The organism is Streptosporangium sp. NPDC005286 (assembly GCF_040607515.1).
Taxonomy (GTDB): domain Bacteria; phylum Actinomycetota; class Actinomycetes; order Streptosporangiales; family Streptosporangiaceae; genus Streptosporangium.
In genome coordinates this window covers 1-14,996 of sequence record NZ_JBEXGU010000077.1, presented here as the reverse complement: position 1 = coordinate 14,996, position 14,996 = coordinate 1, and the positions used below count along the sequence as shown (strand labels likewise).

Here is a 14,996-nt window from a genome sequence, read left to right as displayed (position 1 = left end):
ATGCCCAGCACGCCGTATCCCACGACGGGTTCCTACGACTACCTGGCCTCATTGACGGAGAAGGTCGGCGGGCTCGACCTGCACTACGGCTACTGGTCGGGACCCGACGACGACACGCCGATCGAGGAGGCCACCGACCGGCTGACCGGGGTCGTGGTCGACCGCCTGGACGCGCGGGCCGGTGAGCTGGTGCTGGACGTGGGCTGTGGGAACGGGCGTCCCGCGGTGACGGTGGCGGAGCGCACCGGGGCGCGGGTGACGGCGATCGACGTCGACGAGCGGGCGCTGGAACGGGGGAGGGCGTGGGCGCGCGAGCGGGGCGTGGAGCCGCTGGTCTCCTTCGAGCGGTGCGACGCGCTGGCCATGCCCTACCCCGACGGTGCGTTCGACGCGGTACTGGTCTTCGAGTCGACGCCGCACTTCGCGCCGGAGCCGCTCTTCGCCGAGCTCGTCCGGGTGCTGCGGCCCGGTGGCCGGTTGGTGGTGGAGGCCCCGTGCCTGCACGTTCCCGTCACCGACGACCTGCGGCCTCGGCTGGCGACGTACTTCGAGATGTTCCAGGTCCACTCCATCGAGCAGGCCGGGGTGTACCTGGAGATCCTGCGCGCGGCCGGTCTCGGTGTCGACGCCGTCGAGGACCTCACCGAGCACACCGAGCCGTTCTACCGGCGGATCCTGGAGCGGCTCGACGCCCATCGCGCGGAGCTGGCGGCCGAGTACGGCGCGGGGACCGTGGCCTGGATCCGCGACGGCATCGCCGACTGGGCCACGATCCCCTCGGGCAGCGTCCTGATCACCGCCCGCGGGCCGCACCGTCCCGCCTCAGCGGACGGGGTCGAAGTCCCGTAGGGCCACGGGCTGCTTTCCGGTGGTGATCTGCTCGGCCAGCATGCGACCGGTGACCGGCCCGTGGGTGAATCCCCACATGCCGTGGCCACCGGCGACGTACCTGCCGGGGGCGCGGGTGGCGCCGATCAGCGGCCTGCCGTCGGGGGTGACGGGGCGCGGACCGACCCAGGTGTCGGTGCGCTCCTCCCAGGAGACGCCGCTGAGCAGCGGCCGGGCGGACGCGATGATCGCGTCGACGCGCCTCTGGTACAGGGGGGCGTCGGCGTCCCGGAACTCCATCGTGCCGGCGACGCGCAGCTTGCCCTGGTAGGGCGTGCAGGCCACCCGCACGGCGGGCAGGTAGATCGGCCCGGGCACGGGCTCGTCCGTCGGCACGGTGAACGAGTAACCGCGTCCGGCACGTACCGGCACCCGGACGCCCCAGGAGGCGCCGAGCTGGTTCAGCCAGGCGCCGGTGGCCAGCACGACGGCGTCGGCGCTGACGGAGTCCCCGTCACTCGACCGGACGGCGATCCCGCCGGAGTGGGAGTAGACGTCGATCACCCGGAAGCCGGACCGGATCGTGGCGCCCCGGGCGACGACGGAGCGGGCGAGAGACCGGGTGAACTCTCCGGGGTCGACGTAGCGCTGCCCGTCCAGCCGGATCCCGGCCCGCGCGCGCGAGGAGAGCTGCGGCGCCTGCCTGCCGAGATCGTCACCCTCGAACGCGCTGTACTTGATCTCCAGGCCGGACTCGTTGATGCGCTGGAGCTCGTGCAGGAGCGCCACCGCCTGCCGCGGGGTCTCGAAGGCGGCCATGATCGGGGCCTCGACCGTGGGGGCCTCGACGCCGTTCGCGGTGAGCACGTCGAACGCCTCCAGGCACTCCTCGTTGAACGGGAGGTTGGCCCGTACGGCACGGCCCCAGGACTTCCAGCTGCAGTTCATGGCGAACCGGGTGAGGAACGACAGCAGCGCCGGGTCGGGGGTGGCCGGTATGTGCAGCGGGGCGCTCGGGTCGAGCAGGGAGCGCAGGCCGTAGCGGAGGATGCCGGGCTCGTTCAGCGGGATGGCCAGCCCAGGGGAGAGCCAGCCCGCGTTGCCCCACGACGCGCCCGCGGCCACGTCGTCCCGGTCGACGACCGTGACCTCCACGCCGCGCTCCTGCAGGAACCAGGCGGTGGACAACCCCACCACGCCGGCGCCGATCACCACTGCCGTACGCGGCCCACCGTCGATGCCCATGACCATTTTCTCCGCTCTGATATTCATTGCCTGTTTCGAGCATCGCTGGCATGGACAGAGAACGGTGTGTGCGTTTCGGACAAGCACAATGATGTGTTTTGTCGTGCGGTGACAAGCGCCGGGAGCTGGGCCCCGGATCTGGCGCCCACCGCGGCTCCCTCCTCCGCCCCGCGAGGCTAGGCCCGGCCGACGGCCAGCGCGATGATCATCGCCAGTCGCTTCTCCGGTAGTTCGAGCTGGAGGTTCGTGATCTCGGCCATCTTCCGCAGCCGGTAACGGACGGTGTTCGGGTGGACACTGAGGCGGCCGGCGGCGACGGCCAGATCGCCCTGCGCCTCCAGCCACGCGCGCAACGTCGCGATGTACTGCGTGCCGTGCTCGGAGTCATGCCGGGTCAGCTCGGCGACCGGCCCGCGGGCGGGGGTACGCCCCGCCGAGGCGGCGGACCGGAGGCGTTGCAGCAGGATCTCGTCCCACGCCTCGTCGTAGACGACCGCCGGGGCGCCGGCGGGCCGCACCGCCCGGAGGGCGAGGCTCTCGTCGGCCTCCTGCCTGCTCGCGGCCAGCTGGGTGGGCCCCGCCGGGCCGCCGACACCGGCGAGCACGGTGACCCGCCGCGGCAGCACGTTCGCGATCGCGGTGAGCCAGTCCAGGACGGGCGTGGCGTCGTTGTCGCAGGGCAGCACCGTGTACAGGGTGTTGCCGAACAGTGCGCTCCGTCCCGGCCGCGACCAGCCGAAACCGGTGGTCGCGCGTTCGAAGGCCAGCAGGATCGCGGCATGCCGCTCCTCGGCGATGTGCGCCTGGAGCGCGATCACCCGGAACCGCTCCCGGGGCAGGCCGAGCCTGCTGATCACCGCGGCCGCGTCGGCGGTTCCCTCCAGCAGCTGGATGACGAGATCGGACTCCACCTGACGCTCCAGGTCCGCGCTGACCCGGGAACGCAGCAGGTGCAGTGCGACCGCCCGCGCCCCGTCCTCCAGGATGGTCCGGCGGGTGTCGGGCAGCGGGCTCTCGCACTCGACCCAGATCGATCCCAGCAGCTCGCGCCCCGCCCGCACCGCGACCACCATGCGGCCTCTGAGGCCGTGTGCCGGTGAGGGGTCGACGAACAGCGGCTCGTCGGAGGTCGCCAGATGGGCGAAGACGCCCTCCCGCTCGAACAGCCGGCGCATGGCGTCCGGCACCCGCCTGCCCAGGATCGTCTCCAGCCGTGCCGGATCGGCGGTCTGCTGCGAGCCGGAGTAGGCCAGGACCCGCGACATCTGGTCCTCGATCGTCACCGCGTAGCCGAGTTCGGCCGCGAGCGTGTCCGCGAAGGCCAGCAGATCGTTCGGCCCCCGCCCGGCCTGGCTGCCTTCGAGCACCAGGCCGTACACCACGCCGAGGAGCTGGCTCCAGGACACCGCCGGTTCGACGAGCAGCACGGCGATCCCACCGGCACGAGCCTGTTCCAGCGCGCTCTCGTTGAGGGGAGGGTTCCCGTGCACCAGCACCGTGACGGCCCGTGCCGCCCGTGCCAGGCGTACGGCGTCGGACGCCGACTCCACGCCCACCGCCAGGAACACGTCACCGGTCGCGGGGCGGGTGTCGGTCGGATCATGCACCACCACGCTGCGCAGCTCGACGTCCCGCGACGCCGGAGCGCAGCACAGCCGAGCCCCGTAGCCACCGAGAACGTTCACCAACCGGTCCAGCTTCAACATCTACGCGACCTCTGCGTGCCCTCTGTGGTGCCCGCCTGCCGGCGGGTTTGCGGCATGAACACCGTTCTAGCAGATCAGCGGTACGGCGATCCGCCGGGAACCGCCGAGGACCTGTGCGGCTTGGGCCGAGGTGAAATTTTCACCGGGCGGCGGGCGGGCCGGGGCGAGTCCGTCCAGGTGGCCCGGTGAATGTCGGGACGGCAGGCCGGTGAGGAGGTGGAGCTCCCTTGGCCCCCGGGAGGCCGCATTCTATGGTGCGAGATGTGGGAGCGCTCCCACAACGGCCTGTGCAAGCCGTGCCGCCGGCTCGTCGGCCATCGCGCCGCCCTGCACCGTCCGACCCGCTTTTCCGGAAGAACTCCCCGAAGGGGCCTGATGTGCGCACCTCCCTCCTGACCGACCGGCCGGGCCGGCCGGGCCGCCGTCTCCGCGTCGGGCTCGCCGCACTGCTGCTGGCGGCCGGGATATCCGTCCCGGCGACGGCGACGGCGACGACGGCCGTGAATCCCTACCAGGATCCCGGCCTGCCGGTGGCGACCAGGGTCGCCGACCTCCTCTCGCGGATGACGCTGGATGAGAAGATCGGCCAGATGACCCAGGCGGAACGCGGCTCGGTCGGCAACTCCGACGTCACCACCTACCGGCTCGGCTCGGTGCTGTCCGGCGGCGGTTCGGCGCCCTCGCCCAACAACGCCACCTCCTGGGCGAACATGTACGACGGCTACCAGAACGCCGCCCTCGCGACGCCGCTGGGCATCCCCATGATCTACGGCGTGGACGCGGTGCACGGCCACAACAACGTGGTCGGCGCGACGATCTTCCCGCACAACATCGGGCTCGGCGCCACCCGGGATCCCGCCCTGGTGCAGCAGATCGGCCGGGCGGTCGCCGAGGAGGTCACCGGGACGGGCGTCGACTGGAACTTCGCCCCCTGCGTGTGCGTGGCGCGCAACGACCGTTGGGGCCGCACCTACGAGTCCTTCGGGGAACTGCCGGAGATCCCTTCGTCGATGACGAGCTTCATCACGGGCACGCAGGGCGCGGCGCTGAACGGGCCGGCCTCGGTGCTGGCCACCGCCAAGCACTATGTCGGCGACGGAGGCACCGCGAACGGCGTCGACCAGGGCGACACGCAGCTGACCGAGACCGAGCTGCGGGCGGTCCACCTGCCGCCGTTCAGGGCCGCGGTGGACCGCGGGGTGGGTTCGGTGATGGTCTCGTTCAGCAGCTGGAACGGCAGCAGGCTGCACGGGAACCAGTATCTGGTCACCTCGGTGCTCAAGGGCGAGTTGGGCTTCACCGGCTTCGTCGTCTCCGACTGGAACGGCGTCGACCAGATCGACGGCGCCCTCGGGCTCTCCGCCGTCGACGTGCGAACCGCGATCAACGCCGGCATCGACATGGTGATGGAGCCCGAGGCCTGGCGGCAGTTCATCGACCTGCTCCGCGCCGAGGTGCAGGCGGGGCGGGTGCCGCTGTCCCGCATCGACGACGCCACGAGGCGCATCCTGACCAAGAAGTTCGAGCTGGGACTCTTCGAGAAGCCACTGGCCGACCGGACCTACACCTCGACCGTGGGCAGCGGCGCGCATCGCGCCCTGGCCCGCCAGGCGGTGGCGAGGTCGCAGGTGGTGCTGAAGAACGGCGGGAACGTCCTGCCGCTGGCCACCGGCGGCGGCAAGATCTTCGTCGCGGGCAGGAGCGCCGACAACATCGGCTACCAGAGCGGCGGCTGGACGATCTCCTGGCAGGGCTCGTCGGGGAACATCACTCCCGGCACCACTATCCTGCAGGGGATCCGCAACACCGTCGGATCCTCCACGACGGTGACCTACAACCAGACCGGCGGCGGCATCGACTCCTCCTACCGGGCGGCGATCGCGGTGGTGGGCGAGACCCCGTACGCGGAAGGTCAGGGAGACCGCACCGGAGCCATGGGGCTGGACAGCGCGGACCTGAACACCATCAACACGCTGCGCGCCTCCGGTGTGCCGGTGATCGTGGTCCTGGTCTCCGGCCGCCCGCTGGACATCTCCTCCCAGCTCTCCGGGTGGAACGCACTGGTGGCCTCCTGGCTGCCGGGCACCGAGGGGCAGGGCGTCGCCGACGTGCTCTTCGGCCTCACCCAGCCCACCGGCAGGCTCCCGGTGACCTGGATGAACAGCGCCGGCCAGCAGCCGATCAACGACGGGGACGGCAAGACCCCGCTCTTCCCCTACGGCTACGGGCTGACCTACGAGTCCGCCGTGGACACCAGCCCGCCGACGGCGCCGGGCACCCCGACGGTGTCGAACGTGACCTCGTCGTCGGTGAACCTGTCGTGGACGGCGTCCGGCGACAACGTCGGCGTGACGGGCTACGACGTGGTGCGGGTGCAGGGCACGACCGAGACCACGGTGGCGACGCCGACGACCAACTCGGCAGCCGTCACCGGGTTGTCGGCGAGCACCGCCTACACGTTCGCGGTGTACGCGCGTGACGCGGCGGGCAACCGCTCGGCCCGCTCGGCCACGGTGACCGCGACCACGGGCGGCGGTGGCGGCGAGGGCGGCACCTGCAAGGTCACCTACACGGTCAACGACTGGGGAGGTGGCTTCAGCGCCAACCTGACCATCGCCAACACCGGCACCTCGGCCGTCAACGGCTGGACGCTGCGGTTCACCTTCCCCGGCAACCAGAAGGTCACCCTGCCCGCCTGGTCGGCGACCTGGTCGCAGTCGGGCGCCGCCGTCGCCGCGACGAACCTGTCGTGGAACGCGAGCATCGCGCCCGGCGCCTCGACCGGCATCGGGTTCAACGGCACCTACACCGGCGCCAACCCCAGGCCGACCGAGTTCACCCTGAACGGCACACCCTGCACGGTGGGCTGACCCGCACCTCACCGCGGCCGACCGGCGGATCCACGTAGCCGAATGCGTGGATCCGCCGGACCCGATCACTTCCCGGTGGTCGCCTCGATCTTTACCGCCACCTCGCCCTGGAGCGTCACCTTGGCGTTCAGGGGCTTTCGCGCGTTGAGCGCCCTCTCCAGTTGTGCCGCGGTGCACCTGTGCGGGACCTTGCCCGTGTCGCAGATCGTTCCCCGCGCGTCGAGCACCACCGCGTCCGGGCTGAGCATGACCGACTGCACATCGCCGTCACCGGTCTGCACGGTGATCCAGCCCGGCTGTCCCGGACTCGTGCCGAGTGGTCCGAGCAGGTAGACGGCGGGTCCGGTGTCCCCGGCGCCGTCGCCCGGCTCGTCCACCGCGAGCTCGGCGGGGGAGTCGGTCGAGCCGGCCGGAGACGAGGGCTCCGCGGTGACGGTGACGGTGACGGCAGGAGCAGGGGTGGGGGTGCTCTCGGGGCCGGAGGGAGAGGCGGAGACGGCCGGAGCGGTGGAGGAGGCGGACGAGCCGTCCGCCGCCGAACAGGCGGAAAGGCCGGCGGCGAACGCGGCCACCAGCAGGATGTGTGTCATCTTCAACGACCTACTCATAAGCCGCAACACTCCCACGGAGTCCGGCACAACAACGAATCCGCCGCGACGGTCCGTGGGAAAACCGGTGCGGTGCGCTCGAACGGGCGAAAGGGGGAGGCGGGCAGGACGGTTCCTCCGGCGCCGGGTGCGCCAGTCGACTCCAAGCGGGCCACAAGCGTCCGGGATCACGATGAGGACGTCCTGATTCTCCGGAAAGAAGGAGTGGCAATGCGAAAGATCGCACGCCTGTACGCGCTGATCCTCACGGCGGCGGTACCCGTCCTCCTCGTGCTGCAGACCGGCAGCGCCACCGCGGAGGCCATCCGCATCGCCAATCACTGTGAGCCGTCTGCCTGACGGTGTTCGAACGAGTCGTCCGCCGTCATCGGATCAAGGTGATCCGCCGGTGCCTGCTGCGCGGTGCGTACTGCCGAAGGCGCGGCTGGTACGCCGAGGGTGAGCGGTGGGCGCGGCGGGCGGGTGAGGTGGCGGGCCAGGTGGATCTCACCGGACATGCCGCGCTTCTGGTGGATCTGGCGTCACTCTGGCACGGGCTCACCCGCTACCCGCAGGCACACGAGTGGGCCCGGCGGGCTGTGGAGTCGCTGGCCTCGGCGCCCGCCGGGGGCGGACGCGACGCATCACTCGCCGACGCGCTGATCCGGATGGGTGACATCGAGCGCAGGCAGGCCCGGCACACCACCGCGGAGGCGCACCTGCGCCGGGCGTTCGAGCTGGTGGACGAGGCGGACCGGCCGCGGGGCGCGGCGGTGCGGCTGGCCCTGGGGGTGCTCTGCAAGGAACTCGGCCGCTACGGCGAGGCCGAGACCCACTACCGCGGAGCGCTGGCCTGCCTGGAGCGGCACGAGGTGGACGACCCCCTGGCACGCGCCGACGTTCTGCACAATCTCGCGGGGCTCGCGCATGCCCGAGGTGACGACGATCCCGCGGGAGAGCACCACGCGCGAGCCGCGATCGAGATCCGGCGCGGGGTGCTCGGTTCCCGTCACGACCAGGTCGCGGCGGACCTGGCGGTGCTCGGCGCGGTACTCGCGAACCAGGGCAGGCTCGCGACGGCGGAGGAGGCGCTGAGCCGGGCCCTGGACATCTTCGTTGAGCGCCTGGGCGCCGATCACTACGAGGTGGCGGTGTGCCAGGTGAATCTGGCACACCTGGACGATCTTCAGGGCCGTCCGGAGGAGGCGGGGCGACGCTACCGGGACGCGCTGCGCGTCAAGCACCTCGCCCTCAGGCCCGATCACCCTGAGGTGGAGCGCCTGTCCGCGCTGCTGAGGGCGAGGTCCGGGCGGTGAACCGGTCTCATGCCCCGTCGGGTGCGTTCACATCCGGGGGCGGTGCGCCGGAAGGTCGAACCAGACGCCGGTTCCGATCTGCCCGGTGCCGCACAGCCGGGTCCAGCGCGCCCCGCAGCGCCCGGAGGTGAACTCCTCGACGATCCGCAGGCCCCGTCCGCCGAGTGACAGCTCGTCCAGGTGGCCGGGGAGCGTGAACGGGCGACGCAGCAGACGTTCGATCAGCGGGACCCCGCCGCCGGCGTCGGCCACCTCGGCCCTGATCGGCAGGTCGCGGTCGTGCAGGACGCGCAGCTCGTAGGGGCCGGGGGCGTAACTGCCGGCGTTCGTGGCGAGCTCGGTCACCACGACCTCCAGGTCGGCGACGTCGTCGGGGGCGAAGGGCGGCCGGGACAGCAGGTCGTGCAGCAGCTTGCGGGCCCGGCGGGCGGCGTTGCCCGGGGGGAGACACCAGGCGGTCACTCGAAAGCGTCCGCGGTGCCTGCCGCGCACGCCGACCTCCAGAGCTGGAGCGTGCTCGGTGAGCATCGTTGCTCCTATCGAGTAGGACACCAGGGCCGCGGGATCGCGCTCGCTGGTCTGAATCCCCCATCCTGAGGGACAAGGCCGATATACGGAGAGTCGCAGGACCAATACTGTCCGCAGATCGGTCGGGTGATAGGCCGAGCCGATCACCTTGGGTGATCGGTCGCACCGATACGGCTCCGGCGACGCCGCATCGCTGGTTACCTTGGCGGCAAGGGAACTCCGCCGTGGGAAGATCGGGATGAACGTCAGCAACGCGAACGCGCGGGAAGTCGATCCCGCACTCTGGGAACGCCCGCAGATGCGACAGGCTCTGGCCGCCCGCGACATGGCCACCGTATACCGGTTACTGCAGCGGATCGGCGTCTCACAGCGTCACATCGCCGCCCTCACCGCGCAGTCCCAGTCGGAGATATCCGAGATCCTCAAGGGCCGCCAGGTGATGGCGTACGACGTGCTGGGCCGGATCGCCGACGGTCTGGGGATTCCCCGTGGCTACATGGGTCTGGCCTACGACGCCTCCTGCACGACACTGGCCCCGGCGGCGGCGGCCGACCAGCGCGACGACTCCAGCGAGGACGAGCAGGTGCGCCGCCTGCTCGCGCACGCCGCGCAGGTGACCATCGGCGCGGCATCCGGGGACGCGGAAGAGTGGACCGAGCCGGTCACGCCCACGGAGACCCCCGTCCCGCACCGCATCGGCATGGCCGACGTCGAGCAGATCGAGACGGTGACCCGCACGCTGCGCGCCCTGGACTACCGGCACGGGGGCGGGGTCTGCCGCGACGCGGTGGTGGCACAGCTGGCCTGGTCACAGCGGCTGCTGCGGGCCTCATGCCCGGAGTCGGTCACCCTCCGCCTGCACCAGGCGCTGGCCGACCAGCACAACCTCGCGGGCTGGACCTCCTTCGACGTCGGCCTGTACGGCTCGGCCAGAAGTCACCTGGCCCGCGCGCTCGAACAGGCCAAACACGCGAGGAACTCCTCGCTGGCGGCCAACGTCCTGTACCGGATGGGCCGCGTCCACCTGCACTGCGACCGAATCCTGGACGCGCTGCGGTTCTTCCAGCTCGGACAGATCTGCGCGCAGGACGCCAGCTGCGAGCGGACCGTGGCGATGCTCTTCGCCAACGAGGCGTGGGCCTACGCCCTGCTGGGCGACAGCGATCTCGCGCTCAAATCGATCAACCGGGCGGCCGACGAGTTGGCTCGCGCCCGTGACCGCGAGTCTCCGGCCTGGGTGAGCTTCTTCGGCGCCGCCGACCTCGACGCCACGAGCGGCATGGTGCACGCCGACCTCGCCGAGACCCACCTAGACAGCCACCTCGGCATCGCCGAGCGCTTCCTCGCCGACGCGCTCGGGCAGCGCGATCTGAGCATGGCCAGGAGCAGGGCCTTCGAGCTGACCGCTCTGGCGACGGTGCAGCTCAGAGCCGGTGACATGACCGCCGGGATCGCCAACGGCAACGAGGCGGTCACCCTGGCGACCGAGATCCGCTCGATGCGGATCACCGACCGTCTCGCGCCGCTGCAGGCGGTCGCCATGATGCGGGCGCACGCCGGTGACGCCCAGGACCTCGCCCGGCGCATCTCGGTGGTGCGTGCGGCATGACGATGACCACCGACCACGCCGCAGATCATGCCGCCGGTCAGGCCGGCGGCCTCACCCGCGACCGGCTCCACTCGCTGCTGGCATCGGTCTGTGACCGGGCCGGGCTCGCGCCCGGTGACGCCGAGCTGATCAAGTTCACGAACAACGCGGTCTTCCGCCTGCGCCGGGCGCCCGTCGTGGTGCGCGTCGCCGGATCCTCGGCCGCCCGCTCGCGGGTGCCGACCGTGGTGCGGGTCGCCCGCTGGCTGGCCGACCACGACTTCCCCGCGGTGCGGCTCTGGCCGGGCTGCGAGCAGCCGCTCCAGGTGGAGGGCCACCTGGTCACGCTGTGGAAGTACACCCCCGAGATGGGCCCGCGCCCCGGCGGAGGCGAGCTGGCCACCCTGCTCAGACGCCTGCACAGGCTGCCGGACCCGCCGGTGGACCTGCCGGAGTGGGCCCCGATGACCGAGGTCCGTCAGCGGCTCGCCGAACCGGAGGACCTGTCCGCGGGCGACCACGCCTTCCTGCTGGACGAGTGCGACGAGGTCGAGGAGCGGCTCGCCGCGCTCGACTACGCGCTCCCCGCCGGGGTCATCCACGGTGACGTGTTCATGGGCAACGTCATCGCCGGGCCCAGGGGGCCGGTGCTGTGCGACTTCGACAGCACCGGGATCGGCCCGCGTGAGTGGGACCTCGCCCCGGTGGCGGTCGGCCGCCTGCGGATGGACTACCCCGCCGACGAGCACACGTCGCTCGCCGAGGGCTACGGCTTCGACGTCACCCGCTGGCGCGGTTTTCCGGTGCTGCGCCGCCTCCGCGAGCTGAAGCTGGTCACCAGCGTCCTGCCCGTGCTGCGCAGCAACCCGGGTATCCGGTCGCAGTGGGAACACCGGATGCGCAGTTTCAAGGCCCGTGACCAGACGGTCAGGTGGCAGCCGTACCGGTGACGGAGCCGGGCGGATCACCGGCGGTTGGTGTCGTACCGCGGCGGCACGGGTACCCAGCCTAGGGGGAAAGCCCAGGTGAGGGCGTTGGTCGGCGGGGGAAGGGGGCGGGACGATGCCACTGAGGCGGCCCGGTCACACCGGGCGGGGAAGCCGCGATCTGGAGGTCAACCCGATCTTCAGCCGGGAGCCGGTCCGGGTCCCGCGCTACGCCATGCCCGCCGGGGAGATGGAGCCGGAGACGGCCTACCAGCTGGTGCACGACGAGCTGATGCTGGACGGCAACGCGCGGCTGAACCTGGCGACGTTCGTCACCACCTGGGCGGAGCCGCAGGCGCGGCGGCTGATGGCCGAGTGCGCCGAGAAGAACATGATCGACAAGGATGAGTATCCGCAGACCGCGGAGCTGGAGATCCGGTGCGTGGACATGCTCGCCCGGCTCTGGCACGCCGAGGAGCCCCATCGCGCGGTGGGCTGCTCGACGACCGGTTCGAGTGAGGCGGCGATGCTGGGCGGTCTGGCGCTCAAGCGGCGCTGGCGGCACCGGCGTCAGGCCGAGGGACGGCCGGCCGGGCGGCCCAACCTGGTGATGGGCGTCAACGTGCAGATCTGCTGGGAGAAGTTCGCCGACTACTTCGACGTGGAACCCCGGTACGTGCCGATGGAGGGCGACCGGTACCACCTGAGCCCGGAGACGGCCGTCGAGCTGTGCGACGAGAACACCATCGGGGTCGTGGCCATCCTGGGCTCCACCTACGACGGCAGCTACGAGCCCGTCGCCGACATCGCCGCGGCCCTGGACGAGTTGCAGGCCCGTACCGGGCTCGACGTGCCGATCCACGTGGACGGCGCCTCCGGCGCGATGATCGCGCCCTTCCTCGACCCCGACCTGCACTGGGATTTCCGGGTGCCGAGGGTGGCGTCGATCAACACCTCCGGGCACAAGTTCGGGCTGGTGATGCCGGGAGTGGGCTGGGCGCTGTGGCGCGACTCCGAGGCGCTCCCCGACGACCTGGTCTTTCACGTCAACTACCTCGGCGGGGACATGCCGACCTTCGCGCTGAACTTCTCCCGCCCCGGCGCCCAGGTGGTCGCGCAGTACTACAACTTCCTGAGGTTGGGGTTCGACGGCTACCGCAGGGTCCAGCAGACCTGCCGGGACGTGGCGATCCGGCTGTCCGGGGAGATCGCCAGGCTGGACCGGTTCGAGCTGATCACCGACGGCGGCCAGGCTCCGGTGTTCGCCTTCCGGGTACGGGAGGGGATCGACAACTTCACGGTCTTCGACGTCTCCGCCGCGCTGCGCGAGCGCGGCTGGCTGGTGCCCGCCTACACCTTTCCGAAGAACCGCACGGACCTGGCGGTGCTGCGCGTCGTCGTCCGTAACGGTTTCAGCAACGACCTGGCCGACCTGTTGCTGCAGGACCTGTGCCGGGTCCTGCCCCGCCTTTCCGACCAGGACCGGCCGCGTCACACCGCCGAGGACGCCGGTGGGTTCGCGCACGGCGCCGGGGCCGGGAGGCCCCGGCGCCACGGCTGACGGCGCCAGGTCGGGTACGGGCCGGTGCGGCCGGAGCAGAAGTGACGGAGAAGGAGACCCTGAGATGTGCCGTCTGTTCGGCCTGAGCAGCACCCCTGAACGTACGCGTGCCACCTTCTGGCTGCTGGACGCCCCGGACAGCCTGAGTCACCAGAGTCACCGCGACCCCGACGGGACCGGGCTGGGCTACTTCGACGCCGACGGAACCCCGCACATGCACAAGGCTCCCATCGCCGCCTACGAGGACCGGTGCTTCGCCGAGGAGGCCAAGGAGGTGGAGTCCACCACCTTTCTGGCGCACGTCCGGTTCGCCTCCACCGGCGACCTGGAGGTGCGCAACACGCATCCCTTCCTGCAGGACGGGCGGCTCTTCGCGCACAACGGGGTGATCGAGGGCCTGGACGATCTCGACGCGGAACTGGGGAAGGACCGGGAACTGGTCCAGGGGGACACCGACTCGGAGCGCTTCTTCGCGCTGATCACCCGTGAGACCAGGGCGCACGGCGGCGACGTCGCCGCCGGCATCGAGAGCGCCGCACGCTGGGTCGCCAGGAACCTGCCCGTCTACGCGCTCAACCTGGTCCTCACCACGCCGCGGGACCTGTGGGCGCTGCGCTATCCCGACACCCACCGGCTTTACCTACTCCGCCGTGCCGCCGGCGGGCAGCACGGCGTCCGGCACCTCGACCACAGCGGCAGCAACGACCGGATGCGGGTCCGTTCCCGGGACCTGGCGGGCACCTCCGCGTCCGTGGTCGCCAGCGAGCGTATGGACGACCATCCCCAGTGGCATCTGATGGAGCCCGGCGAGCTGTTCCACATCGGACCGGACCTCAGCCCCACCCGCCGGGTCGTGCTGCCGGAGGAGCCGGCGCACCGGCTGAGCCTCGCCGACCTGCGCCCGGAGGCCGCCGCCTCACAGCAGGCGACCTGAGGGGGCGTCTGAAAAGCGAAGTTCATGATTGATTGCCGGTTATGTAGCTGGCCAGGTTGGGGGGCCGCGCTCCGCACGGATCGCCTTGTCGCGGATCAAGCGATTCCTGTCCGGTGTCGTGGGCTGCGAAACGCCTTTGCGCCGCGACGCTGGAGGAGTCCCTGACGCTCAACCAACCAGGAGGTCCCGTGACCGAGACCGTCGCAGGAATCCAGATCCCCGACACCGCCCTTGTCCGCGCGGCAACCGAGGTGGTGCGGAGTGCCACAGACGATGCCGTCGTGGGCGACACACTGTTCCACCATTCGCGACGCGTCTTCTTGTGGGGGATGCTCAAGTCGAAAGCGCGCGGCGTCGAGGTCGACCCGGAGTTGGCCTACGTCGGCGGAATGTTCCACGACCTGGGCCTCACCCAGACGTTCCGCAAGTGCCACCAGCGCTTCGAGATCGACGGCGCGGACGCCGCGTTCGACTTCCTCCGCGACCACGGCCGTTCCGAGGAGGAGGCACGCAACGTGTGGCTCGCCATTGCCCTCCACACCACCCCCGAGGTGCCGCTCCATCTCGCTCCCGAAGTCGGAGTCGTCACGCTCGGGGTGGAGACTGATGTACTGGGCATGGATCTCGGCCAGATCAGCGACGCCGATATGCAGGCGGTGGTTGAGGCTCACCCCCGTCCGGACTTCAAGCGTCAGATCCTGCACGCGTTCTACGAGGGGATGGCGGATCGCCCGGACACTACCTTCGGCACGATGAACGACGACGTACTCGCCCACTTCGACCGGCGGTTCAAGCGCGCGAACTTCGTCGACATCATCCAGAACAACGCCTGGCCGGAGTAACCGGTCAGTTCGTGCCCGCCGTGGTCCGAGATGACCCCACGGCCGGGCCGGGCCCTGAGCCCGGC

General features: G+C 71.0%; 13 protein-coding genes. 9 read left to right on the top strand and 4 right to left on the bottom strand.

Annotated features, from left to right (window positions below; all coding sequences use genetic code 11):
• Complete coding sequence (locus ABZU75_RS25645; RefSeq protein WP_355559025.1) at window positions 1-849, top strand: methyltransferase domain-containing protein; 849 nt, start codon at window positions 1-3, stop codon at window positions 847-849.
• Here the strand turns inward: ABZU75_RS25645 and ABZU75_RS25640 are convergent.
• Together ABZU75_RS25640 and ABZU75_RS25635 are read right to left on the bottom strand one after the other, a co-directional pair.
• Entirely contained in the window at window positions 823-2,073 is a 1,251-nt protein-coding gene (locus ABZU75_RS25640) for an FAD-dependent oxidoreductase (protein ID WP_355559023.1), read from the bottom strand. The genes ABZU75_RS25645 and ABZU75_RS25640 overlap by 27 nt on opposite strands.
• 176 nt (window positions 2,074-2,249) lie before the next feature.
• Complete coding sequence (locus ABZU75_RS25635) at window positions 2,250-3,779, bottom strand: helix-turn-helix domain-containing protein (RefSeq protein WP_355559020.1); 1,530 nt, start codon at window positions 3,777-3,779, stop codon at window positions 2,250-2,252.
• A 377-nt stretch (window positions 3,780-4,156) separates the two neighbouring features.
• Here ABZU75_RS25635 and ABZU75_RS25630 point away from each other — a divergent pair, with 377 nt between their 5' ends.
• Window positions 4,157-6,649, top strand: a complete 2,493-nt coding sequence (locus tag ABZU75_RS25630) for a glycoside hydrolase family 3 N-terminal domain-containing protein (RefSeq protein WP_355559017.1) — start codon at window positions 4,157-4,159, stop codon at window positions 6,647-6,649.
• A 65-nt stretch (window positions 6,650-6,714) separates the two neighbouring features.
• Here the strand turns inward: ABZU75_RS25630 and ABZU75_RS25625 are convergent, their stop codons facing one another.
• Entirely contained in the window at window positions 6,715-7,239 is a 525-nt protein-coding gene (locus ABZU75_RS25625; protein ID WP_355559015.1) for a hypothetical protein, read from the bottom strand.
• Between the two features lie 228 nt (window positions 7,240-7,467).
• Between ABZU75_RS25625 and ABZU75_RS25620 the strand changes: the two genes are divergently transcribed.
• Complete coding sequence (locus ABZU75_RS25620; RefSeq protein ID WP_355559012.1) at window positions 7,468-7,596, top strand: hypothetical protein; 129 nt, start codon at window positions 7,468-7,470, stop codon at window positions 7,594-7,596.
• 2 nt (window positions 7,597-7,598) lie between these two features.
• Window positions 7,599-8,552: a tetratricopeptide repeat protein gene (locus ABZU75_RS25615; protein ID WP_355559009.1), complete on the top strand. Its 954-nt coding sequence runs from the start codon at window positions 7,599-7,601 to the stop codon at window positions 8,550-8,552.
• A 27-nt stretch (window positions 8,553-8,579) separates the two neighbouring features.
• Here the strand turns inward: ABZU75_RS25615 and ABZU75_RS25610 are convergent, their stop codons facing one another.
• Window positions 8,580-9,080, bottom strand: a complete 501-nt coding sequence (locus ABZU75_RS25610) for an ATP-binding protein (protein WP_355559007.1) — start codon at window positions 9,078-9,080, stop codon at window positions 8,580-8,582.
• A gap of 238 nt (window positions 9,081-9,318) precedes the next feature.
• Here ABZU75_RS25610 and ABZU75_RS25605 point away from each other — a divergent pair, with 238 nt between their 5' ends.
• From ABZU75_RS25605 to ABZU75_RS25585, 5 genes are all read left to right on the top strand, one after another.
• On the top strand, window positions 9,319-10,689 hold the full coding sequence (locus ABZU75_RS25605; protein WP_355559005.1) for a helix-turn-helix transcriptional regulator: 1,371 nt from the start codon (window positions 9,319-9,321) through the stop codon (window positions 10,687-10,689).
• The gene (locus ABZU75_RS25600) at window positions 10,686-11,618 is read left to right on the top strand and encodes an aminoglycoside phosphotransferase family protein (RefSeq protein ID WP_355559004.1); all 933 of its coding nucleotides are present in this window, start codon (window positions 10,686-10,688) and stop codon (window positions 11,616-11,618) included. The genes ABZU75_RS25605 and ABZU75_RS25600 overlap by 4 nt, the downstream gene beginning before the upstream one ends.
• Window positions 11,619-11,730: 112 nt before the next feature.
• Window positions 11,731-13,155: a glutamate decarboxylase gene (locus ABZU75_RS25595; protein ID WP_355559001.1), complete on the top strand. Its 1,425-nt coding sequence runs from the start codon at window positions 11,731-11,733 to the stop codon at window positions 13,153-13,155.
• Window positions 13,156-13,219: 64 nt separating this feature from the next.
• The gene (locus ABZU75_RS25590; RefSeq protein WP_355558998.1) at window positions 13,220-14,089 is read left to right on the top strand and encodes a class II glutamine amidotransferase; all 870 of its coding nucleotides are present in this window, start codon (window positions 13,220-13,222) and stop codon (window positions 14,087-14,089) included.
• Between the two features lie 188 nt (window positions 14,090-14,277).
• The gene (locus tag ABZU75_RS25585; protein WP_355558995.1) at window positions 14,278-14,931 is read left to right on the top strand and encodes an HD domain-containing protein; all 654 of its coding nucleotides are present in this window, start codon (window positions 14,278-14,280) and stop codon (window positions 14,929-14,931) included.
• Window positions 14,932-14,996: the final 65 nt, after the last annotated feature.

Excerpts from the sequence above, each read along its gene's own strand:
- ABZU75_RS25645 (WP_355559025.1), top strand. The coding sequence starts at position 1 with ATGCCCAGCACGCCGTATCCCACGACGGGTTCCTACGACTACCTGGCC.
- ABZU75_RS25640 (WP_355559023.1), bottom strand. The coding sequence starts at position 2,073 with ATGGGCATCGACGGTGGGCCGCGTACGGCAGTGGTGATCGGCGCCGGC.
- ABZU75_RS25635 (WP_355559020.1), bottom strand. The coding sequence starts at position 3,779 with ATGTTGAAGCTGGACCGGTTGGTGAACGTTCTCGGTGGCTACGGGGCT.
- ABZU75_RS25625 (WP_355559015.1), bottom strand. The coding sequence starts at position 7,239 with ATGACACACATCCTGCTGGTGGCCGCGTTCGCCGCCGGCCTTTCCGCC.
- ABZU75_RS25620 (WP_355559012.1), top strand. The coding sequence starts at position 7,468 with ATGCGAAAGATCGCACGCCTGTACGCGCTGATCCTCACGGCGGCGGTA.
- ABZU75_RS25610 (WP_355559007.1), bottom strand. The coding sequence starts at position 9,080 with ATGCTCACCGAGCACGCTCCAGCTCTGGAGGTCGGCGTGCGCGGCAGG.
- ABZU75_RS25605 (WP_355559005.1), top strand. The coding sequence starts at position 9,319 with ATGAACGTCAGCAACGCGAACGCGCGGGAAGTCGATCCCGCACTCTGG.
- ABZU75_RS25600 (WP_355559004.1), top strand. The coding sequence starts at position 10,686 with ATGACGATGACCACCGACCACGCCGCAGATCATGCCGCCGGTCAGGCC.
- ABZU75_RS25595 (WP_355559001.1), top strand. The coding sequence starts at position 11,731 with ATGCCACTGAGGCGGCCCGGTCACACCGGGCGGGGAAGCCGCGATCTG.
- ABZU75_RS25590 (WP_355558998.1), top strand. The coding sequence starts at position 13,220 with ATGTGCCGTCTGTTCGGCCTGAGCAGCACCCCTGAACGTACGCGTGCC.